Source organism: Streptomyces sp. NPDC052107 (genome assembly GCF_040680215.1).
Classification (GTDB): Bacteria; Actinomycetota; Actinomycetes; order Streptomycetales; family Streptomycetaceae; genus Streptomyces.
On record NZ_JBFAWG010000023.1, the window covers coordinates 37936 to 59107 of the forward strand.

Annotated in this window: 17 protein-coding genes and 1 pseudogene; 2 read left to right on the forward strand and 16 right to left on the reverse strand. The window is 70.1% G+C overall.

Annotation, left to right across the window (positions count from 1 at the left end):
* Window positions 1-4: 4 nt before the first annotated feature.
* The 3 genes from AB0M27_RS24350 to AB0M27_RS24360 all read right to left on the reverse strand — a co-directional run bounded on the left by AB0M27_RS24350 (window position 5) and on the right by AB0M27_RS24360 (window position 2881).
* Window positions 5-1063: an ABC transporter substrate-binding protein gene (locus AB0M27_RS24350; RefSeq protein ID WP_365724007.1), complete on the reverse strand. Its 1059-nt coding sequence runs from the start codon at window positions 1061-1063 to the stop codon at window positions 5-7.
* Window positions 1064-1197: 134 nt separating this feature from the next.
* Window positions 1198-2076, reverse strand: a complete 879-nt coding sequence (locus AB0M27_RS24355) for an ABC transporter permease (protein ID WP_365724009.1) — start codon at window positions 2074-2076, stop codon at window positions 1198-1200.
* Window positions 2066-2881, reverse strand: coding sequence for an ABC transporter ATP-binding protein (locus AB0M27_RS24360; RefSeq protein WP_365724011.1), 816 nt, complete (start codon window positions 2879-2881; stop codon window positions 2066-2068). The genes AB0M27_RS24355 and AB0M27_RS24360 overlap by 11 nt, the downstream gene beginning before the upstream one ends.
* 158 nt (window positions 2882-3039) lie before the next feature.
* Between AB0M27_RS24360 and AB0M27_RS24365 the strand changes: the two genes are divergently transcribed.
* The gene (locus AB0M27_RS24365; RefSeq protein ID WP_365724013.1) at window positions 3040-3732 is read left to right on the forward strand and encodes a response regulator; all 693 of its coding nucleotides are present in this window, start codon (window positions 3040-3042) and stop codon (window positions 3730-3732) included.
* A gap of 27 nt (window positions 3733-3759) precedes the next feature.
* Here the strand turns inward: AB0M27_RS24365 and AB0M27_RS24370 are convergent, their stop codons facing one another.
* From AB0M27_RS24370 to AB0M27_RS24395, 6 genes are all read right to left on the reverse strand, one after another.
* A complete protein-coding gene (locus tag AB0M27_RS24370; RefSeq protein WP_365724015.1) occupies window positions 3760-5352 on the reverse strand; it encodes a cation acetate symporter in 1593 nt (530 codons plus the stop codon).
* Complete coding sequence (locus tag AB0M27_RS24375; RefSeq protein WP_365724017.1) at window positions 5349-5897, reverse strand: DUF485 domain-containing protein; 549 nt, start codon at window positions 5895-5897, stop codon at window positions 5349-5351. Before AB0M27_RS24375 ends, AB0M27_RS24370 begins: the two co-directional genes overlap by 4 nt.
* Before the next feature lie 69 nt (window positions 5898-5966).
* A complete protein-coding gene (locus AB0M27_RS24380) occupies window positions 5967-6656 on the reverse strand; it encodes a response regulator transcription factor (protein ID WP_365724019.1) in 690 nt (229 codons plus the stop codon).
* A complete protein-coding gene (locus AB0M27_RS24385; protein WP_365724021.1) occupies window positions 6653-7804 on the reverse strand; it encodes a histidine kinase in 1152 nt (383 codons plus the stop codon). Before AB0M27_RS24385 ends, AB0M27_RS24380 begins: the two co-directional genes overlap by 4 nt.
* Window positions 7801-8322, reverse strand: coding sequence for a DUF1453 domain-containing protein (locus tag AB0M27_RS24390; protein ID WP_365724023.1), 522 nt, complete (start codon window positions 8320-8322; stop codon window positions 7801-7803). The genes AB0M27_RS24385 and AB0M27_RS24390 overlap by 4 nt, the downstream gene beginning before the upstream one ends.
* 963 nt (window positions 8323-9285) lie before the next feature.
* Window positions 9286-11409, reverse strand: a complete 2124-nt coding sequence (locus AB0M27_RS24395) for a DNA topoisomerase IV subunit B (protein ID WP_365724025.1) — start codon at window positions 11407-11409, stop codon at window positions 9286-9288.
* A gap of 441 nt (window positions 11410-11850) precedes the next feature.
* Between AB0M27_RS24395 and AB0M27_RS24400 the strand changes: the two genes are divergently transcribed.
* On the forward strand, window positions 11851-12078 hold the full coding sequence (locus AB0M27_RS24400) for a hypothetical protein (RefSeq protein ID WP_365724027.1): 228 nt from the start codon (window positions 11851-11853) through the stop codon (window positions 12076-12078).
* 101 nt (window positions 12079-12179) lie between these two features.
* On the opposite strand, the gene AB0M27_RS24405 is transcribed toward AB0M27_RS24400, so the two are convergent.
* The 7 genes and pseudogenes from AB0M27_RS24405 to AB0M27_RS24435 all read right to left on the reverse strand — a co-directional run bounded on the left by AB0M27_RS24405 (window position 12180) and on the right by AB0M27_RS24435 (window position 21061).
* Entirely contained in the window at window positions 12180-13040 is an 861-nt protein-coding gene (locus AB0M27_RS24405; RefSeq protein WP_365724029.1) for a serine protease, read from the reverse strand.
* 122 nt (window positions 13041-13162) lie between these two features.
* The gene (locus AB0M27_RS24410; RefSeq protein ID WP_365724031.1) at window positions 13163-14710 is read right to left on the reverse strand and encodes an RNA polymerase sigma factor; all 1548 of its coding nucleotides are present in this window, start codon (window positions 14708-14710) and stop codon (window positions 13163-13165) included.
* Window positions 14711-15157: 447 nt separating this feature from the next.
* Window positions 15158-16045, reverse strand: a complete 888-nt coding sequence (locus tag AB0M27_RS24415) for a FadR/GntR family transcriptional regulator (RefSeq protein ID WP_365724033.1) — start codon at window positions 16043-16045, stop codon at window positions 15158-15160.
* Window positions 16046-16207: 162 nt separating this feature from the next.
* Entirely contained in the window at window positions 16208-18733 is a 2526-nt protein-coding gene (locus AB0M27_RS24420) for an ATP-binding cassette domain-containing protein (protein WP_365724035.1), read from the reverse strand.
* Window positions 18734-18895: 162 nt separating this feature from the next.
* The gene (locus AB0M27_RS24425) at window positions 18896-19654 is read right to left on the reverse strand and encodes an NUDIX hydrolase (protein WP_365724037.1); all 759 of its coding nucleotides are present in this window, start codon (window positions 19652-19654) and stop codon (window positions 18896-18898) included.
* 130 nt (window positions 19655-19784) lie between these two features.
* A pseudogene (locus AB0M27_RS24430) lies at window positions 19785-20222 on the reverse strand (glycogen debranching protein); the annotation flags it as partial.
* Complete coding sequence (locus tag AB0M27_RS24435) at window positions 20126-21061, reverse strand: glycogen debranching N-terminal domain-containing protein (protein ID WP_365724106.1); 936 nt, start codon at window positions 21059-21061, stop codon at window positions 20126-20128. The pseudogene AB0M27_RS24430 and the gene AB0M27_RS24435, both read right to left, overlap by 97 nt.
* Window positions 21062-21172: the final 111 nt, after the last annotated feature.

The following is a 21172-nucleotide window of genomic DNA, read 5'->3' on the forward strand; positions in this document are numbered from 1 at the left end:
TCGTCTACTTGGCAGCGTCGACGAACTCGGTGGTGTACGTCTTGCTCAAGTCGACCTTGGCGTTCTTGATGTTGGGGTTGAACGACTTGAGAACCTTCTCGACGGTCTCCGGGCCGCCCTGGGGCATCACGCCGTCGTCGGTGAACATCGGCAGCGTGCTCTTGATGGCCTGCGCGTAGAGCGTCTTGCTGCCCTGGGAGTAGTCGGCGGGCATCTTGGCCGCGATCTCGTCGGCGCTGTGGGTGGACATCCACTTGAGCGTCTTGACGAATGCGTTGACCAACTTCTGGACGGTGTCCTTGTGTCCGTTCACCCAGTCCGTCTGCATGTACAGACTTGACGACGGGTACGGCCCGCCCAGCGCCTTCTGCGAGCCCTCGGGGGTGCGCATGTCGATGAGGACCTTGCCCACCTTCTTGTCCAGGATCGTCGCGACGGTCGGGTCGGTGGTCATGCCGCCGTCGATCGCCCCCTTCTGGAGGGCCGCGATGAACGTCGGCCCGGCCCCCACGGCGACGGGACTGAACTCGTTGACCTGTACGCCGTTCTTCACCGCGAGGTACTTGGTGAGGAAGTCGGTGGAGGAACCGAGCCCGGTCACACCCAGCTTCCGGCCCTTGAAGTCCTTGGGCGACGTGAGGTCGCCGGCCGCCTTGTTCGAGACCACCTCGACCTCGCCGGGCGCGTGCGAGAACTGCACGACCGACTCCACGGACTTGCCCTTGGTCTGCAGGTCGAGGGTGTGGTCGTAGAAGCCGACCGCCCCCTGCACCTGGCCGGAGACGAGCGCGGTCTCGGCCTGGACACCGGCGGGCTCGCTGAGGAGCTGGACGTTCAAACCCTCCGCCTTGAAGTAGCCGAGGCGCTGGGTGAGCATCGCGGGCAGGTAGATGACCTTGTCCAGGCCGCCGACCATGATCTTGACGGTCTCGCCCTTGCCGCCGCCCGAGTCGCTCCCGGTGTCGGTCGTGGAGCTCGCCGCGTCGTTGGCACAGGCGGTGAGGGAGGAGAGCGCGAGCAGGCCTGCGGCGGCGAGGGAGGCGTATCTGGCGGTGTTGCGCATGCGGTTCACGTCCTTGTGAGAGGGCGGTACGAGGAAGGCGTGGGGGGCTGGTCCAAGGGCCCAGGGGCCCAGGGAGGGGCCGGGGATGGACCGGTGGGGGCCGATGAGAGGCGGTGGGGCCGGTGAGGGGCCGGTCAGCTGTCGGAACCGGTGGGCTTCCAGCGGAAGATGCGGCGCTCGGCGAAGGTCAGCAGTCCCTCGGCGGCGAGGGCGACCACGGCGAGGATGACCATCGCGGCGTAGACACCGGCCGCGTTGAAGGTGTTCTGCGACTGCGCGACGAGCAGGCCGATGCCCTTGGTCGCGCCGATGTACTCGCCGACGATGGCGCCGATGAGGGCGAAGCCGAAGCTGACGTGGAGGCTGGTGAAGATCCACGAGGTGGCCGAGGGGATGACCACCTGGAGCGTCACCCGGCGGTCGCTTGCGCCCAGGATGCGGGCGTTGGCCACCAGGTTGCGGTCCACCTCCCGGGCGCCCTGGAAGGCGTTGAAGAACACCGGGAAGAACACCAGCACGACGGCGGAGGCCACCTTGGAGGACGGGCCGAGCCCGAACCAGATCAGGAAGATGGGCGCCAGGACGATCCTGGGGATCGAGTTGAGCACCTTGATGTATGGACCAAGGACCTCGGCGAGCAACCTGATCCGCCCTAGTGCGATACCGAGGAGCACACCGGCGACCACACCGATGACCCAGCCGAGCAGTGCCTCGTAGAGCGTGTACCAGATCTGTTCGCCCAGCGAGCCGAGTGCGGTTCCGTGCATCACCCAGGTCGAGATCTGGTCCCAGATCTTCGAGGGCATCGAGAAGTTGAACGGATCGATGATCTTCGCCCGGGACAGTCCCTCCCACAGCCCGAGGACGGCCACCAGCAGCAGCACACGCGCGGCGATGACGAAGGCCTTGCGGCGGCGGGCGGCCTGGGCGCGGGTCTGCGCGCGGTTCGTCTTGTCGACGGGCTCGGTCCTGGCCAGTGCGGCCTGGGCCTCGGGCATGACGTCAGGCGACATGGGCGGCACCCCTCTCGCGGGTGATGCGGACCTCTTCGCCGAGGGACTCCCAGATCTCACGGTAGATCTCGATGAACTGCGGCTCCAGGCGCACCGACTCCACCTTGCGTGGCCGGGGCAGGTCGATCTCGAAGACCTGCTTCACGGTCGCGGGTCCGGCGGTCATCACGACGACCTTGTCGGCGAGCGCGATGGACTCCTCCAGGTCGTGGGTGACGAAGACGACCGAGGCGCCCGTGCCCTCCCACAGCTCCAGCAGCTCGTCCGACATCAGTGCCCGGGTCTGCACGTCCAGCGCCGAGAACGGCTCGTCCATCAGCAGGATCTCGGGGTCGTTGACGAACGTGGCGGCGAGCGCCACGCGCTTGCGCTGACCACCCGAGAGCTGGTGCGGGTAACGGTCCTCGAAGGCGGCGAGGCCGACACGGGCCAGCCACTCCCGGGCCTTCTCCTTGGCCTCGGCCTTCGCTACGCCCCGGAAGCGGGGGCCGGCCATGACGTTGGACAGGACCGTGCGCCAGGGGAAGGTGGCGTCCTGCTGGAAGACGAAGCCGACCTTGTCGCCAACGCCGTCGACCGGCTCGCCAGCCACCAGCACCTCGCCCTCGGTGGGCTCCTCCAGGCCGCTGACCAGCGTGAGCGTGGTGGACTTGCCGCAGCCGGTCGGGCCGACCACGGCCACGAACTCACCGCGCTCGACGGTGAGGTCCAGACCGCGCACGGCTGTGTGCAGTCCCCCTGACGGGGTTCTGAAGGTCTTGCTCGCGCCCCGCAGCTCGATGGCGGGGCTGGTGTGTGCGCTCATGGCCCGGGACGGTAGGTGTGGCCCCGGCCACAGCAGGAGTCTTGTGAGCGCAAGCCGTTCTTTTGCTCGCAAGAGCCTGTTGTGCTCTTTTTGCTCGCGCTACAACTGCGGAGCCGAAACACGGGCTTAACGCCCGGCGGCCTTGAAGGAGAGGCCTGATGATTGACGTCCTGGTCGTGGACGACGACTTCCGCGTCGCCGAGATAAACGCCAAGTACGTGGGAAAGGTTCCCGGCTTCCGGGTGACCGCCCGCGCGCACAGCGCTGCCCAGGCCCTGGCCGCCGTCGAACGAGGCACCATCGACCTGGTCCTGCTCGACCACTATCTGCCGGACCAGACAGGTCTCGATCTCGTGCACCGCATGCGGGAGCAGGGCCATGGCACCGACGTCATCATGATCACCGCGGCCAGCGATGTGACGACCGTCCAGCAGGCGATGCGCCTGGGCGCCCTGCACTACCTGGTCAAGCCCTTCACCTTCGCCGCCCTGCGCACTCGCCTCGACTCCTATGCCGCGCTGCGCCGCACGGTGGACCGGGTCGGCGGCCGTGGCCTGACCGGGCAGGAGCAGGTGGACCGGATCTTCGGTGCGCTGCGGACGTCTCCCGCACCGTCCACGCCCGGCCTGCCGAGCGGCCACTCGGAACCCACAACCGATCTGATCTGCGGCGTCCTGCACCGCGCCGACCAGCCGCTGTCCGCCCACGAGGTGGCCGTCAGGACCGGCCTGAGCCGCTCCACGGCCCAGCGCTATCTCCGCCACCTGGAACAGGCCGGCCGGCTCCGGCTCTCCCTGAAGTACGGCGACACCGGCCGGCCGGAACACCGGTACGCCTGGGTGGCGCCGTAGTGATCCGTGCGAGCCGCTGGTGACCGGCTACACGGCACCGGCGCCGGTCAGCGACCGTACCTCCGTCTCGGCGTACTTGGCCTCGTCGGCGCCCTCGTCGGACGTGATCGTGCCGAGCCAGCCGGCGAGGAAGCCGAGCGGGATGGAGACGATGCCCGGGTTCTGCAGCGGGAAGTACTGGAAGTCGACGTCCGGGAACAGCGAGGTGGGGTTGCCGGACACCACCGGGGAGAGCAGCACCAGTCCGAGCGCCGGGATCAGCCCGCCGTAGACGGCCCACACCGCGCCCCGGGTGGTGAAGCCGCGCCAGAACAGCGAGTACAGCAGCACCGGGAGGTTCGCCGAGGCAGCGACGGCGAAGGCGAGGCCGACGAGAAAGGCGACGTTGAGGTCACGGGCCAGCAGACCGAGCGCGATCGCCACGACGCCGATGCCTACCGCCGCCCAGCGCGCCACCGCCACCTCGCTGTGCGCCTTGCCGCGCGAGCGCCGCAGCGACGCGTACAGGTCGTGCGCCACCGACGCCGAGGAGGCGAGGGTGATACCGGCGACCACGGCGAGGATCGTGGCGAAGGCGACGGCGGCGACGACCGCGAACAGGACCGTGCCCCCGGTGGAGCCCGCGCCACCGCCCAGGTCGAGAGCGAGCAGCGGCACCGCCGTGTTCCCGGCCGCGTTCGAACCGCGCACGGCATCCGTCCCCACCACCGCGGCCGCCCCGAAGCCGAGGACGATCGTCATCAGGTAGAAACCACCGATCAGCCCGATGGACCACACGGCGGAACGGCGGGCGGCCCGCGCGGTGGGCACGGTGTAGAAGCGGGACAGGATGTGCGGCAGTCCCCCGGTGCCCAGTACGAGGGCGAGTCCCAGGCTGATGAAGTCGAGGCGGGCGGTCCAGGTCCCGCCGTACTTCAGGCCCGGCGCCAGGAACGCCCTTCCGTGACCGCTGTGGTCCGCGGCCGTGAGCAGCAGACGGTCGACATCGCCGTGGAAGCGGAGCAGGACGAGGGCGGTCAGCGCGATCGTGCCGCTCAGCAGCAACACTGCCTTCACGATCTGGATCCAGGTGGTGGCCCGCATCCCTCCCAACGACACATAGATCACCATGAGCGCGCCGACCCCGATGACCGCCCAGGCCTGCGCGGCCCCGCTCGTTCGCCCCAGCAGCAGCGCCACCAGACTGCCCGCGCCGACCATTTGCGCCACCAGATACAGAACGGACACCGTGACAGAGGAAGTTCCCGCGGCGATCCGCACCGGCCGCTCGCTCATCCGCGCGGCCACCACGTCGGCCAGGGTGAACCGCCCGCAGTTGCGTACCAGTTCGGCCACCAGGAACAGCACGACCAGCCAGGCCACCAGGAAGCCCACGACGTACAGCATCCCGTCGTACCCGTACAGCGCGATGAGACCGGTGACCCCGAGGAAGGAGGCGGCCGACATGTAGTCACCCGCGATGGCAAAACCATTCTCCATGGGAGAGAACAGCCGTCCTCCGACGTAGAACTCCTCCGCCGAACCACGCCGGCGACGGCTCACCCACGTCGTGATCCCGAGGGTGACGGCCACGAATCCGCTGAACAGCAGCAGCGCCAGCTTCTGATGATCACCGGTCACGAGGCACCTCCCCGCACTTCGCGGGTCAGTTCCTGGGTGTCCCAGCGCAGCTCCAGCGCCGCCCGGTCCCGGCGCAGCCGCGCGTGCCGGGCGTAGGCCCAGGTCAGCAGGAACGTGGTGAGGAACTGTCCGAGCCCAGCCAGCATGGCCACGTTCACCGCTCCCGCCACGGGCCGGGCCATGAGCCCCGGCGCGATCGTGGCGGTGACCACATAGCCCACGTACCAGGCGAGGAAGGCGGCGACTCCCGGCACGACGAACCGTCGGTACCTGGTGCGCACCTCCTGGAAGGCCGCGCTGCGCTGCACCTCGACGTACACGTCGCGTGCCCCAACCGCCGTTCCGCCCCGCTCCCCGCGAGCGGGTGGCACCGCCTGCGCCGGCACACCGGTCCCGTCCAACTCGCCCCAGCCAGAGGCCAGTGCGTCGTACCAAGGGTCTTCGTACGTCACGTCGCGGGCGGGCGCGCCGTGGTCTTGCCGGTTCTCGGACGAACTCTCGGAACCGTCCCCGCCGCCGCGGGCACGACCATCGCTTGACTGCATGCCCAAGGATGGACAGATCGGGCAGATCCCTGACTCTTCTTCCTCCGGCTCTTCACCCCATCAGGTGACTCACTGTGTGGGCGGCCGCACCAGCCCCTTGCTGTAGGCGTAACGCACCGCCTGCGCCCGGTCCTTGAGGCCCGTTTTGGCGAAGAGGTTGTTGATGTGTGTCTTCACGGTCGCGGTCGACACATGCAGCTTGCGGGCGATCTCCTGATTGCTGAGCCCTTCGGCGATCAGCAGCAGCACCTCGGTCTCCCGTGCGGTCAGTCCGTCGGGCGGCGCCTCCACGGTCGCCGGCGAGCTGGGCTCGGGCTGTGACAGCCGCTCCAGCAACCGGCGCTGGACACTGGGCGACAGACCTGCTTCCCCCGACAGCACGCTCTCCACGGCACGCACGATCTCGTCACCGCCCGCGTCCTTGGTCAGATACCCCCGGGCGCCGGCGCGCAGCGCGGGGAACAGCGACTCGTCGTCCGCGTACGTGGTGAGCACCACGACCTGGGTCCCGGGGTACTGCGCCCGGATCCTCCGGGTGGCCTCCACACCGTCACAGCGGGGCATCCTGAGATCCATCAGGACAACGTCCGGGGCCAGTTCCCCGACCAGCCGCACCGCCTCCTCGCCGTCTCCCGCGGCACCCACGACCTCCACCCCGGGCAGGAGTCCGAGCAGCATCACGATGCCCTCCCGGACGACGGTCTGGTCGTCGGCGACCACCACTCGTGCGGGCTTCTTCTCCCCCTCCGTCTCGGTCATACAGGCACCTTCAGCGTCACCACGAACCCCTCCTGCTCCGGCCGCGCGTCCAGTGAGCCGCCCAGCAGCTCGGCCCGCTCGCGCATACCCAGCAGACCGTACCCGGCTCCGGATCCCGTGAGTTCGCCCGGCCGCCCGCCCGTGTCCCTTACGTCCAGCGTCACTTCGTGCTCGCTGTAGTCGAGTCGCAGCTGCACCTTGGCGCCGTGTGCGTGCTTGCGGACGTTCGTCAGCGCCTCCTGGGCGACCCTGCGCACAGCCTGGGAGGCGTCGGCCGGCAGAGGTCTGCGCTCACCGGTCACGGAGACTTCTGCGCCGTCGGCCCCGCTGACGAGTTCGCTCAGGAAGTCCTCCAGCGGGGTCAGCTCGCCCCGCAGCGCGGACAGGGCCTGCCGGGTCTCGGCGAGTCCGTCGCGGGCCATGCCCCGGGCGGCCACCACCCGCTCCCGGATGCGTTCACGGTCCGCGCCCTTCTCGATCAGCAGCCGGGCCGCCTCCAGGTGCACCAACTGCGCCGAGAGGCTGTGGGCCAGCACGTCGTGGATCTCCCGTGCGATGCGGGCTCGCTCGGCCAGCGCCGCGGACTCCGCCTCGGCGGCCCGGGCGGCGCGCTCCTGGGCGAGCAGTTGCTGCGCGTGGCCGCGGGCTTCGGCGTCCAGCCGCAGGACGTAGCCGGCGAGGGCCATGCCCGCGACCGAGGCGGCCGTGGTCAGCCATACGTCGTTGTTGAAAGCGGCGTATGCGGCCAGGCCCACCGTGGTCACCGGAGCCGCGGCCGCGAGCGGCAGCCGCTCCAGGGCGACGATCCCACAGCCACACCAGATCACGAGGGCCAGCCCTTTGAACCCCGCGGCCTCGGCGGCGATCGCCATGGCCATGAGTGCGCCCATCAGCGTCAGGGAGGGAACCAGCCGGTGCTGGTAGGTGGTCCTGAAGAAGGCCCAGGCAAGGAGGGCGGCGACGAGGACCCCCGCCATCGCAGCGAGCGCGCCCCAGAGCCCGACGTGTCTCTGGTTGTACGCGCCCCACAGGAGCACGCCGATCACCAGGCACCTCATGGACCAGGCGATCAAACGCCGGGGCCGGGAGGTTCCCTCGCGGCCGAGCGCCTCCCGTGACGGCCAGCGCGTCCAGGCGTTCTCCTTCACGCGCGCTCCCTCCTGACCGACCGCATGCCGTCACCGTACGCCGGGGCGGGGCGGCTCGCGGTGTCGAGGGACTGCGCCCGCCAGACCAGAATTCCGCCGCGGACCAGCAGGGTGGCGGCGAGAGCGCACATCAGGGCGGAGCTGTCCTGGTGCAGGCCGAGCACGGCGCCGACGGCGTAGACACCGATGCGCAGGGTTATCCCCACGATCCATACCGCAATGCTCGCCTTGGTGCTCTTGGTCCACACGACACCGTCCGGTTCTGTCCAGATGCGAGTCGTCCAGGCCCAGCCGACGCCGGTGGCCACACCGATGAACAGCTCCACCGCGAGCAGCACGGCCGATTCCGCATGGTGGTTGACGTCGAGGATGCCGGGCTCGCGCAGCGCCAGGACGGCGAGGATCACGGGGATCAGCCACCAGCGCCGGTCGGTGTTGATCGCGCGGGCACGGAACTGCCGCAGGATCACTATGGCGGCGACGGCCACGATCAGCAGCGCGTTGACGAGCCCGGACATCAAAGCCTCCGTGAACGAGAAGGTGCTGTCGGGAGCGGGTGCTGCCGACACCTACGAAGCTACGGAAAAGCGCAGGTCGGGAGATCGGAGCCGGGGTGGATCACGGGTGGAAACCCGGAGCGGCTCTTCTCCACCCACGGGTGTAGATCCCGCAGGTGCATACTGCGCCGCGGCGAAGGCGAAGGCGGAGGCGGAGGCGGAGGTCGGTCGGGCAGGGGTTCCGCCCACCGACTGGGAGCGGCGCGGGCTCCTGGCCGACAGTACCGGTGGCGGGGCGGGCGCGGAGTCCGGCACCACCTTAGGCAGGTACCCGTCAGAAACGCCGGGCCACCCACTGCTCGCGACGACTCGGCCTGGAATGGGGGAAGTTGAGGGAAGCGTCTGCGAGCACCCGGGGCCCGGGAACCCCGACCGCAACCGGCCGGACCAAGCTTGTCCTGCCCGGCGGGATCAGGGCTCATGTACGGCCCGGCAGGAACAGACCCTGTCCGGCCCGGAAGGATCACGCCGTGCCAGGCCCAGAAGGATCAGCCCACACACGCCGACAGTGACGCCGGTGGGCGGCAGGCTGTGGCTTCGGCGATCAGCGACCGGCCGTGGCGGTCGCAGGCGCGGTCTGCGGTGTCCAGACCACGACCCACCGGCCGCCGCACCCGACCGGCGAAGAAAGACCATCCGCCAGGTGACGAAAGCCCAGCTGGCGGGCTCGGAGGACCACAGGTTGCGACAGAGGCCCCGAGCCGCCCACGGAGGACCACCCGGCTACCGCAGAGCAACCCGACCGACCACTGAGGACGACCCGGGCGGCCACAGAGAACCACTCGGCCGACCGAGCAGGATCACGGGACCTGCGGAGGCAGACCACCGTCCCTCTCCGCCGGTCACCAATCCTCGTCGCCGCCCCTCGGCCGACCAGGTCAGCCCACCTCGGGCAGCCCCGTCGGCCGAGGCCCAGCGCAGCGGCTACGCGTCGATGCGCGACCGGTCCAGCGTCGCGGCCGAGCCGGAGATGAACTCCTTGCGCGGCGCCACGTCGTTGCCCATCAGCAGGTCGAAGACCTGCTCGGCGGCCTCCAGGTCGGACAGGTTGATCCTGCGCAGCGTGCGGTGACGCGGGTCCATCGTGGTCTCGGCCAGCTGATCGGCGTCCATCTCGCCCAGACCCTTGTACCGCTGGATGGAGTCCTTGTACCGGATGCCCTTGCTCTGGAACTCCATCAGCTTGTCCCGCAGCTCGCGGTCGGAGTACGTGTAGACGTACTTGTCCTGGCCCTTCTTCGGCTGGACGATCTCGATGCGGTGCAGCGGCGGCACCGCGGCGAAGACCCGGCCGGCCTCGACCATCGGCCGCATGTAGCGCTGGAACAGCGTGAGCAGCAGACAGCGGATGTGGGAGCCGTCCACATCGGCGTCGGTCATCATGATGATCTTGCCGTAGCGGGCCTGGTCGATGTCGAAGGTGCGGCCCGAGCCCGCTCCTATGACCTGGATGATCGCGCCGCACTCGGCGTTCTTGAGCATGTCGGTCACCGACGACCGCTGCACGTTGAGGATCTTGCCGCGGATCGGCAGCAGAGCCTGGAACTCGGAGTTCCGGGCCAGCTTGGCCGTACCGAGCGCTGAGTCGCCCTCGACGATGAACAGCTCGCTGCGGTCGACGTCGTCGCTGCGGCAGTCGGCGAGCTTCGCCGGCAGGGACGAGGACTCCAGGGCGGTCTTCCGGCGCTGGGCGTCCTTGTGCTGGCGGGCCGCGACGCGCGTACGGGCGGCGGCCACCACCTTCTCCATGACGACCCGGGCCTGCGCGGCGGCGTCCCGCTTCGTGCTGGTCAGGAACGCCTTGAGCTCCTTGGTGACCACGTTGTTCACGATGCGGCGGGCCGCCGAGGTGCCCAGAACCTCCTTGGTCTGGCCCTCGAACTGCGGCTCGGCCAGGCGCACGGTCACGACGGCGGTGAGGCCTTCGAGGGCGTCGTCCTTGACGATGTTGTCCTCGGCCACCCGCAGCAGCTTCTTGGCACGCAGCACGTCGTTGAACACGCCCGTCAGGGACTGTTCGAAGCCGGAGACGTGAGTGCCGCCCTTGGGGGTGGCGATGATGTTGACGAAGGACCGGATGGTGGTGTCGTACCCGGTGCCCCAGCGCAGCGCGATGTCCACGCCCAGTTCACGGGTGACCTCGGTGGGGGTCATCTGGCCGTGCTCGTCGAGGACGGGGACGGTCTCCTTGAAGGTGCCCTTGCCCGAGAAGCGGACGATGTCGCAGACCGGCTTGTCGCCCGCCAGGTACTCGCAGAACTCGCTGATGCCGCCGTCGAAGCGGAAGGACTCCTCGCCCTTGCTGCCGCCCTCGCCCAGGCCGAACTCGTCGCGCACGATGATCGTCAGCCCCGGCACCAGGAAGGCGGTCTGCCGGGCGCGCTGGTGCAGGTTCTCCAAGGAGAGCTTGGCGTCCTTGAGGAAGATCTGCCGGTCGGCCCAGTACCGCACGCGCGTGCCGGTACGGGTCTTGGGGATCTTTTTGGTCTTGCGCAGGCCGCTCTTGGCCTCGAACTTCGCGTCGGCGCCGTCGGCCGCGAAGGCGCCGGGCACGCCACGGCGGAAGCTGATGACGTGCGTGTGACCACCCCGGTCCACCTCGACGTCGAGGCGGGCGGAGAGGGCGTTGACCACGGAGGCGCCGACGCCGTGCAGACCGCCGGAGGCGGCGTACGAGCCGCCGCCGAACTTGCCGCCGGCGTGCAGCTTGGTCATGACGACCTCGACGCCGGACAGGCCCGTCCTGGGCTCGACGTCCACGGGGATGCCACGGCCGTTGTCGCGCACCTCCACGGAACCGTCGTCGTGGAGGATCACCTCGATGCGGTCGCAGACGCCCGCGAGGGCCTCGTCCACGGAGTTGTCGATGATCTCCCACAGGCAGTGCATCAGACCGCGGCTGTCGGTCGAGCCGATGTACATGCCCGGGCGCTTGCGCACGGCCTCGAGGCCCTCGAGGACGAGCAGGTGCCGCGCGGTGTAGTTGGAACCGTCCCGGTCTGCTCCTGCCAGCAGCGCTGTGGACGGCACGGACGTGTCGGCGGTCACGCGGTTCGCTCCTCGCTGAATTTCAGTTGGCCCCCTACTGGGTAAGGGGACGGCTTCGGTCGCCGCTCAGAGGGTACCGAGGCCTGGTAGAGCCGGTGTAACGCCACCCTCGGTCGGGAACTCAGACTAGTCCAGGCTCGCATACCTGTTCGATCCCCCTATGGAGTGAAGTACATATCACGTTCCCTTGGAGGCATGAACCATTTAGGCTCCGGGCACGTCCTCCTGAACAACAGGCAACCCGGCCTGGAGGACCGAAACACAACACTGCGCGAAACCGTAAGCACCACAAGAGACGCACTACGGCACATTCGCCGCCAACCGGCAGCAGACAGCCGCCCCGGAAGATTCTTTCGAGGAAAAGCCACGAGCGGGAACGTTTTCGGGCTGGTTGGATGTTGACCCTGGTACGACAGCTCGTCGAGCTAGAGAAGAGGCGACGTGACTACTGTTCTGACCCCCGCGAGCCCGTTGACGGCCGCCGATCGCTGCGACCGCTGCGGCGCCCAGGCATACCTGCGCGTCGTCCTGCTCAGCGGCGGAGAACTGCTCTTCTGCGCCCACCACGGTCGCAAGTTCGAGCCGGAACTCAAGAAGATCGCCGCTGAGATACAGGACGAGACGGAGCGGCTGACGTCCGCTCCGACCGCTTCCGAAGAAGAGCGCTGAATCTCGCACACACGACGAGCCAGCCCCGGTACAGGCCGGTGAACGGGCGGCCGCTCCTCTTCAGGAGCGGCCGCCCGTGCTCGTATCCCGGTGCGGGCACATCAGGAGCGTCCGTGGGGCCTCTTCCGGCTCCCTGAGGCCGCCTCCAGGGCTGTCACGACGTCGGAGACGCGCGTGTACACCCCGGGACTGCCCGGCCTGCCGCAGCCGCTCCCCCATGACACGAGGCCGATCAGCCGCCCCTGCGCCACCAGCGGCCCGCCGCTGTCCCCCTGACAGGCGTCCGGGCCTCCGCCGGCCTCCCCGGCGCAGAGCATGCTGCCGGGCCGGTAGGTGCCGTCGGGACCGCCCGGATAGGCGCGGGAGCAGAGGTCGTCGGGCAGCACGCGCATGTGTGCGGCATAGAGCCGGTGCGCATAGCCGCCCCCGCCGGTCGTGTCCCCCCATCCGGAGACCGTGGCCTGCGTGCCCGGCGTGTAGGCCGGATCGCCCGCGCCCGCCATGCCGACGACCGCGCTCTGCGGCAGCGGCTTGGCGAGGGTGAGTACGGCGAAGTCGCCGACGTTGGTCCCGGAGTCGTACCCCGGATTGACCCAGGCATCGCTTACGGAGACCTCCTGCCCCTCACTCGACAGCAGATCGGTGCGGCCCGCGATGACCCGGAAGTCGCGCACGCGGTTTAGGGGCGCCCCGAGGACGTCCTCGGCCAGACAGTGGGCCGCGGTGAGCACCGCCGTACGCGCGACCGCCACGCCGCCGCAGAACTGGCCTGCCCGGGTACCTCCGAACCGGTCACGGCTGGACAGCGCTACCGTCCACGGGGCCTGGGAGACGTCGATCGGAAAGCCGCCGACCACGACGCTGTCGGCGGCCACGGGAGCCGCACTCACCAGGGGTATGGCGGCCACGGCGACCGTCAGGGCCAGCGGCCGGATCAGTGCCTGGGCAACGGAACGGCGCATGCGGTTTCCTCACTCTCGGGTTGTGCCGGAAAACCCAGAGTGATCCACTACGCGGTCGCGCGCAGCACGAAGGCCCGGCTCCCGCGAGGGGAGCCGGGCCTTCGCCGTCGTACGACCGTGGCCTAGTCGAGGTAGTCGCGCAGCACCTGGGAACGCGACGGATGCCGCAGCTTCGACATGGTCTTGGACTCGATCTGGCGGATGCGCTCACGCGTCACGCCGTACACCTTGCCGATCTCGTCGAGGGTCTTCGGCTGACCGTCGGTGAGACCGAACCGCATGGAGACGACGCCGGCCTCGCGCTCGGACAGGGTGTCCAGAACCGAGTGCAGTTGCTCCTGCAGAAGCGTGAAGCTGACGGCGTCGGCAGGAACGACGGCCTCGGAGTCCTCGATGAGGTCACCGAACTCGCTGTCGCCGTCCTCACCCAGCGGGGTGTGCAGCGAGATGGGCTCGCGGCCGTACTTCTGAACCTCGATGACCTTCTCCGGGGTCATGTCGAGCTCCTTGGCCAGCTCCTCCGGAGTGGGCTCGCGGCCCAGGTCCTGGAGCATCTGGCGCTGCACGCGCGCAAGCTTGTTGATGACCTCGACCATGTGCACCGGGATACGGATGGTGCGGGCCTGGTCTGCCATGGCGCGGGTGATGGCCTGACGGATCCACCAGGTGGCGTACGTGGAGAACTTGTAGCCCTTGGTGTAGTCGAACTTCTCGACCGCGCGGATCAGACCGAGGTTGCCCTCCTGGATGAGGTCCAGGAAGAGCATGCCGCGGCCGGTGTAGCGCTTGGCCAGGGAGACCACCAGACGGAGGTTGGCCTCCAGGAGGTGGTTCTTGGCGCGGCGGCCGTCCTCGGCGATGATCTCCAGCTCGCGCTTGAGCTTGGGCGCCAGCTTGTCGGCGTTGGCCAGCTTGTCCTCGGCGAACAGACCCGCCTCGATGCGCTTGGCCAGCTCGACCTCCTGCTCGGCGTTGAGCAGGGGGACCTTGCCGATCTGCTTCAGGTAGTCCTTGACCGGGTCGGCGGTGGCGCCGGCCGCGGCGACCTGCTGCGCGGGCGCGTCGTCCTCGTCCTCGTCGGACAGGACGAAGCCCGCGTTCTCGGCACCCTCGGGCTCGTCGGCGACCTTGGTGTCCTCGAGAACCTCGTCCTCGAGAAGCTCGGCGTCGTCCTTCTTGGCCGTGGTCTTCTTGGCCGCCGTCGCCTTCTTGGCGACGGTCTTCTTGGCGGCCGCCTTCTTGGCGGTCGTCTTCTTGGCCGCGGCCTTCTTGGCGGGTGCGGCTTCCTCGGCGGAATCGGCTGCGGCCGGAGCGACGGGCGCCGCGGGGGCGGCCGTGGTGGCGGTCGCCTTCCTCGTCGTCGTCACCGTCTTCGCCGCGACCGTCTTGGTGGCGGTGCGCTTCGCCGGGCTCTTCGCTGCGACGCTCTTGCGGGTGCGCTTGGGCTCTGCGGCACTGACCATCAGCGTCACACCCTCTTCCTCAAGAATCTGGTTGAGGCTGCGCAGTACGTTCTTCCACTGAGTGGCCGGAATCTGGTCAGCTTCGAAGGCCCGACGCACATCGTCGCCGGCGATCTGCCCCTCAGCCTTTCCCCGCTCAATGAGCGCCATGACAGAGACGGACTCGGCGATCTCCGGCGGGAGCGTACGGGATGTGCTGGCCGACACGAACAACCTCTCGGAACGTTGGAAAACGGCTTCCGGCACCGTCCACTGCGGACAGGAGCCGACCACCGGCCTGGGGATGGGCCGACGGCGCGGGCGGGGGCCGGGGGAGATACACAGCGCCTGTGATGGCGTCCGTATTCCCTCCGCGGCTGTCACCTCTTAGGTCATCGCGCTGTTTCCACGAGCGTTACGCCCAATCTGCGTGGCCCGAGTCACACCCCGTAAGCGGTCAAAAGCAGTCAGACATGGGCATACGAGATCGCCATTGCCATCCTGCCCGGTCGCGCCCATGACCCCGGCGGCCCGTCGCGCCGCTGGACCCCGCCGGACCGCACAGGGTCCGGCGGGGTCCAGCGGCGGCCGGCAACGAGCCCGGCGCCGACACGAGCGCCACGAGAGCCGGGCTGACCCCGCACACCGGCGACCGCACCGCCCTGGCCGCGGGGGTCAGTGCTCGCGCGGGGCGGGCACCACGCGCTCGACCTCGGGGTGGACCGTCAGCAGTTGACGCATGGCCGTCTCGGCGGCCGCGCCGTCGCCGGTGCCCAGCGCGTCGACGATCCGCGCGTGCTGGGCGAGCGATGCCTCGTTCGGCCGGTCACAACCCGTGACCGGACCGCCGGAGACCTGGAGGGCCGCCGAGACGATCCCGGAGAGGTGCTCCAGCATGCGGTTGCCGGCGATCTGGATGAGCAGCGAGTGGAACTCGTTGTCGGCGCGCGAGTACGTCAGCGCGTCGCCCTGTGCCATGGCATGGCTCATGATCTCGACCATGTCACAGAGGCGCTGCTGCACATCCTCCCGTCCGTGGCCGGCGGCGAGGCGGGCGGCGAGCGGCTCGATCGTCCAGCGCAGCTCGCTCAGCTCGCGGCGCTGATCGTCGCGCTGGGGCCCGAAGGCCCGCCACTCGATGATGTCCGGGTCGAGCAGGTTCCAGTCGCTGACGGGACGCACGCGGGTGCCGACGTTCGGGCGGGCACTGACCAGGCCCTTGGCCTCGAGGACACGGAGGGACTCGCGGACGACGGTGCGGGAGACCTCGAAGCGCTGGCCGATCTCCTCGGGCACCAGCGGGCGGTCCGCGCCCAGGTCGCCGGAGACGATCATCTGTCCCAGCTGTTGAACGAGTTGGCCGTGCAGCCCGCGTCCGCGGCTGCCCGCGGCACGCCGGCCGACGCGGCCCAGCTCGGGATCCGCGCCCTCCCAGGAGGGCGCTCCGACGCGGTCGGCCACCTGGGGCTCTGCGTAGGGGTAGCGGTCGAGTTCGCCCGGGCCGGCCAGACCGGAGTCGGTGGAGCGGGCGGCGGTCATCATGGTGTGCGCAAGGGTACTCACGGATCCTTTGTCGGCGTCGCCTCCAACTCCCTTGAGGTCTTTGGTGAAAAGCACACGAAAGGGTGATCGCTCACCCCGTCGCAATTGACGCCTTATCGGAAAGAAATGGGCTTTCCCCGGGGAGTTGTGCGCACCGCGGAATCGGAAGTGGACGCACGCTCGTCACCGGAGCCGGGTGCGCAGTGTCGTGAACAGATAGGCGCACAGCAGCGTCGACAGCGACAACGCCATTGCGCTGCCGACGGGTTGGGCGAGCACCCGCACCATCCCGAGCAGGTAACGGTCGCCGCCGAAGGGCCACTGCGGCAGGAAGATCTCTCGCATCCGCACTGGGAATCCGGCTGCCACGCGCAGGGCGGGCCCCTGCATCGCCTTGTGCACGAGGGGGACGACGACAACGGGTACGGCGAGTACGGCGGCCAGGCCGCCCGTGGTGGACCGGAACACACCGGCCGCCAGCACACCCGCCCAGGCGCAACCGACGACCAGACAGAACCAACTCGCGCCCAACGAGAGCCAGTCCGGGGGAACTTGGGTGAGCTCCCGTCCGTAGACGATGTAGAGCGCTTCGGCGTCGCAGCCCACGGTGAGGAGGGCCAACATGGCCGCGGTGGCTCCGGAGACGAGCAGTTTCGCGGTGAGCAGCCCCAGCCGGCGGGGCACGGTGCCGCGGTCCGCAGCGAGGGCGGGGTGGCGGAACTCGTCCCCGAAGGCCAGCGCACCGAGCAGCCCCGCCGCGAGCGCCGCGGGCGGCAGCGGCAGCTCCCGCGGCCACGCGGCGAACAACCGCGCCTGCGGAGTGTGCCCGATCCTGGCCAGCAGTACGGCGGTGAGCGCGGACACTGCCAGTACGGCACCGCAGGTGACGAAGCCGACGCCGATGCCGGTGGCACGCCGGATCTCGTAGCGAAGGGGGCGGAGGGGGCTGGGGGCGGGGCGGACGGAGATGGGGGGCGGGAGGGCGGACAGGGGATCGGGAGAACGTACACCATCGGGGCTGGCGGCGCGGGTGGCCTGCGGCTGACGGGTGCCGCGGTTCCTGGCGCCGGGGAGGCGGGTGCGCAGGGCGGAGATACCCGCTGCCACAGTGCTCACGCCGCCGGTGTGCGGCTCCTGGGCCGCCGAGGCCGCATCGCGCCCGGTGTCCGCGGTGTGGCCACCGTCGGCTCCCGCGAGCACCTCGGCGGGTACCACTCCGGCATCTCGGTCGAGCGTGTTCTCACCCACGGGCCCGACCTCGCCGTATGCCGTCCCGTCGGTTCCCGGGGCCGCGTCGTCCGGCGACACACCCTCGGCCGGTACGCGCTGGGTGGACTGCGTGTGCTCCGTTCCCGGCCGGGCCTTGGGCGTCTCGCCGAGCGACGGATGTTCACCGCTGAGGGCCTGTGCCCGCTCGCCCACCGACGGTTCCTCGTCCGAGGCGACGCTGGGCACAGCCCGCTGCGGCGCCGGGGCGTTCGCCCGCTCTCCCACCGAGAAGCCGAACGGCAGGGCGACGCGTTCCCTCCCCGAGGAACCCGACGCCGTGACACCCGGCTCACCCGACGAGAGGCCAGACGCCACGGCGGCCTGTTCCCAGACGGACGCGTCCAACGCCGACGCGCCGAACTCAGCCGCCGACGAACCGGGCGCCGGAATGCCGGACACGGACGCCGCCAGGACGACCCCCGAGGCGCCCGGCTCCACCGTCGGCAAGCCGCGCATCGTCGGCTCGGCCTCCGCGGGCGGGGAACCGGGCCCGGCGTGTTCCATCTCCGCGTGTGGCCCGTTCGCCGCCTCTGCGGACGGGACTTCGATCCCGGCACCGGAACCCGGCCCCATGTCGCCGATTTCGTCGGCGAGTTGGTGCACGAGGATGCCGTGGCGGAAGGCCGTCTCGCCGACATCGGCGGTCGTCGATCCGTACACCGAGAGGCGATTTCCGCCCTCCCGTACGACCTCGACGGACCGGCGCGCGGTACGGGCCTCCTTGGCGAGCAGGGCCGCGAGGCGTGCTGCCTGCGGGCTGCGAACGGCCACCCGCGGACGGAGCCGGGTGCGGGCGAACTCGCTGGCCGCCTGGTCGGCGACGAGTCTGCCGCCGTCGAGGGTCACGACACGGTCGGCCGTGCACGCGGCCTCCTTGGGGTCGGCCGTGGTGAAGAGCACCGTGCCACCCTGGCCGGCGTGGGCTCGCAGCGTGACGTGCAGCCATTGAGCCTCACGGACAGAGAGACCGTCGGCGGGCTCGTCCAGGACGAGCGTGTGCGGATCGGGCAGCAGGGCGCAGGCCAGGCCGAGTCTGCGGTCCACCCCGCGCGAGAGCGTGCCGAGGCGTTCCTCGCGAAGGCTGACGAGGCCGAGCACTTCGAGGACCTCGTCGGCCCGTCGCGCCGGAAGTCCCGACGCCGCGCACAACATGCGCAGATGTCCGCGCACCGAGCGGGCCGGATGCCCCGGCACGTCGCCGAGGAGCACGCCGACCTCCCGCGCGGGTTGGGCGATCCGATGCAGGGGCCGCCCTCTGAAGTAGGTGATGCCGCGCCCCGGTTGAAGCTCGAGCATCAGTCTGAGCGCCGTCGTCTTGCCCGCGCCGGCGCCTCCCAGGAGCACGGTGACATGCCCCGGGCGCGCTGCGAAGGAGACGTCGTCGACGGCGGGCGGGTGCGCCTTGCGGGGATTGCTGGTCAGTCCGAAGGCCTGGATCACCTGCAGCAAGATAGCGCGCGATGTCCCTTTTTTCGGGTATCACCCGGTCCTTTACCACACGTGGTGCCGATCGATCCGGTTAACGTCCGCCGTTCGGGGGAAGCCGCCCCGCCCGTACGATCGGTCCACCTGGCCGTCCGGGCGGCCGACCGCCTGCGCCCCTCAGACCTCGGGGCGCAGCATCGGCGGGTTGAGCAGAGTGGCACCGCCCGCCCGGAAGAGCTGCGCCGGCCGACCGCCCTGGCGCGTGGTCGTTCCTCCGGTGGGGACGAGGAATCCGGGGGTTCCGGTGACCTTGCGGTGGAAGTTGCGCGGGTCGAGGGCCACTCCCCACACCGCCTCGTACACCCGGCGCAACTCGCCGACGGTGAACTCGCTCGGACAGAACGCGGTGGCCAGCGACGAGTACTCGATCTTGGACCGGGCCCGTTCCACCCCGTCGGCGAGGATCTGGGCGTGATCGAAGGCGAGCGGTGCCACGGGCTCGCCGTCACGGCCGTAACCGCCCTGCTGGAGCAGTTCCTCGACCGGTGCCCAGCGCGCGTTGCTGGCGTCGCCTCCTGCCCGCGGGGCGGGCAGGTCGGGCGCGAGCGCGAGGTGCGCGACGCTCACCACGCGCATCCGCGGGTCTCGCTTGGGGTCCCCGTAGGTGGCGAGCTGCTCGAGATGCGCCCCGTTGTCCTGGGCGGGGGCCGAAGGCTCGTGTGCACACAGCCCGGTCTCCTCGGCGAGCTCGCGCGCCGCCGCCTGGGAGAGGTCCTCGTCGGCTCGTACGAAACCTCCGGGCAGCGCCCAGCGCCCTTGGAACGGAGGCTCGCCCCTGCGGACCGCCAGCGCGCACAGGGCATGGCGGCGCACGGTCAGCACGACCAGGTCCACGGTGACGGCAAAGGGCGGAAAGGCTGACGGGTCGTAGGGCATGCCGCGATCATAGTCGTCTTCCTGACGATAAACACTCCCTTCCCCGGGCGCATCGACGGTGGTTCCGCTTCGTTCTGGTATGGGGCGCCGGACCGGCTCCTGTTCATCGCTTCCGTGGGGACGTACGAGGTCACACTCCCAGTCGCAGGCCGTCCGCCGCCTCCTCGACCATGGCCAGCCCGAGCCGGCTGATGCGCACGGCGAACGGGGCGCCGGCCACGCGCAGCCCGGTCAGGCCGAGTTCACCGAGCGGCGCACTGCGCACGGGTCTCAGGGTGACTGTCCGGGCGGGGGTGTCGGGGCGTATGCCTGCGAGCGAGGTGAGCAGCATGATCGCGGACGCCGCCGCAGCGGCCGCCGGCCGGCAGGCCGCGGGGTGCGGGAGGGGAGCGCTCCCGGTGGAGCGCTGTGCACCGGCGAACATCTCCGGCAGCCGGTGGCCGAAGTGTTCCGCCGCTTCCAGCAGTCCTTTCAGCAGGCCGCCGGCTTCCTTCTCGTAGCCGGCGGCGGCCAGTCCGCAGACGGCGAGTGCGGTGTCGTGGACCTGGACGGCTCCGTGTCCGTGCCCACGGCGACCTCGACGGACAGCCTCAGCGGTCGCATGGCGGCACTGCGGAGCATGATCCGCTCGGTTCCGTCGGCACGACGGGTCCGCTCGACCACGACATCCGGATCGGGACCCGCGGTCGGCGAAGCGCGCAGCGTCCCCACGAAGAGGGCGCTGTCGGCGCCGGTCATCCTCGCCAGCACGGCCAGGGGCTCGCGTCCGGCCACGCGCACCTGGCACCGCGAGAGCAGTCGTCTGCCGGCACGGTAGAACCCGTCCAGTCCCCGGCCGGCCAGTTGCCCGCCATCGGAGATGGCGAGGCCGGGCAGGGCGACACAGATCAGGGCGGCGTGCGTGGGCGGCAGCTCGGGCACCGTTCGGCTGCACTGTGGTGTGCGCACCGACGGTGCCACGGCGTTCCGGCGGCTGCGGCCCGGGGCCGACGCCGGTGACCTGACCTGGCCGGGAACCGGCGACGATGCCGGTGACCTGACCCGGCCTGGGACCGGGGCCGATGCCGATGACCCGACCTGGCCTGGTCCTGGATCCCACGCCGGTGGCCTGTCGTGGTCTGTCGCGGAGTTCGCCCAGAGGTCCTTGGGTGACGGTGGGGCGGCGATGATCTGCCGTGCGGTGACGTCCGCACCTTTGGGCGGCAAGCACGCGCGCCTGTCCCAGGGCAGACATTGATCTTCGGCGGTGGGGGGCGGAGTCGGCTGCTGGTGCATGGGGCGGCTTCCTCTGCGCTCGCGGCGCCTCGAACGTGCTGGGCGACTTGTGGGACGCCCCGGCGGACAAGGGTCGTACGGCGGCAGGGCCCGTCCAGGCGTTCCGCCACTCAGGTGAACGGAGGGGGACATGTCCGGGTCACGGCTCGCTTCCTGGAAGCCGACCGAATGGCGGCGCAAGAGCGGAGTGGTGCCGCTCAGGCCGACCACGAGCCGCTTCCCCCAAGGGACGGGCGACAGATC

Excerpts from the sequence above, each read along its gene's own strand:
- AB0M27_RS24350 (WP_365724007.1), bottom strand. The coding sequence starts at position 1,063 with ATGCGCAACACCGCCAGATACGCCTCCCTCGCCGCCGCAGGCCTGCTC.
- AB0M27_RS24380 (WP_365724019.1), bottom strand. The coding sequence starts at position 6,656 with ATGACCGAGACGGAGGGGGAGAAGAAGCCCGCACGAGTGGTGGTCGCC.
- AB0M27_RS24405 (WP_365724029.1), bottom strand. The coding sequence starts at position 13,040 with ATGCGCCGTTCCGTTGCCCAGGCACTGATCCGGCCGCTGGCCCTGACG.
- AB0M27_RS24435 (WP_365724106.1), bottom strand. The coding sequence starts at position 21,061 with ATGTCCCCCTCCGTTCACCTGAGTGGCGGAACGCCTGGACGGGCCCTG.
- AB0M27_RS24365 (WP_365724013.1), top strand. The coding sequence starts at position 3,040 with ATGATTGACGTCCTGGTCGTGGACGACGACTTCCGCGTCGCCGAGATA.
- AB0M27_RS24375 (WP_365724017.1), bottom strand. The coding sequence starts at position 5,897 with ATGCAGTCAAGCGATGGTCGTGCCCGCGGCGGCGGGGACGGTTCCGAG.
- AB0M27_RS24425 (WP_365724037.1), bottom strand. The coding sequence starts at position 19,654 with ATGCCCTACGACCCGTCAGCCTTTCCGCCCTTTGCCGTCACCGTGGAC.
- AB0M27_RS24355 (WP_365724009.1), bottom strand. The coding sequence starts at position 2,076 with ATGTCGCCTGACGTCATGCCCGAGGCCCAGGCCGCACTGGCCAGGACC.
- AB0M27_RS24360 (WP_365724011.1), bottom strand. The coding sequence starts at position 2,881 with ATGAGCGCACACACCAGCCCCGCCATCGAGCTGCGGGGCGCGAGCAAG.
- AB0M27_RS24390 (WP_365724023.1), bottom strand. The coding sequence starts at position 8,322 with ATGTCCGGGCTCGTCAACGCGCTGCTGATCGTGGCCGTCGCCGCCATA.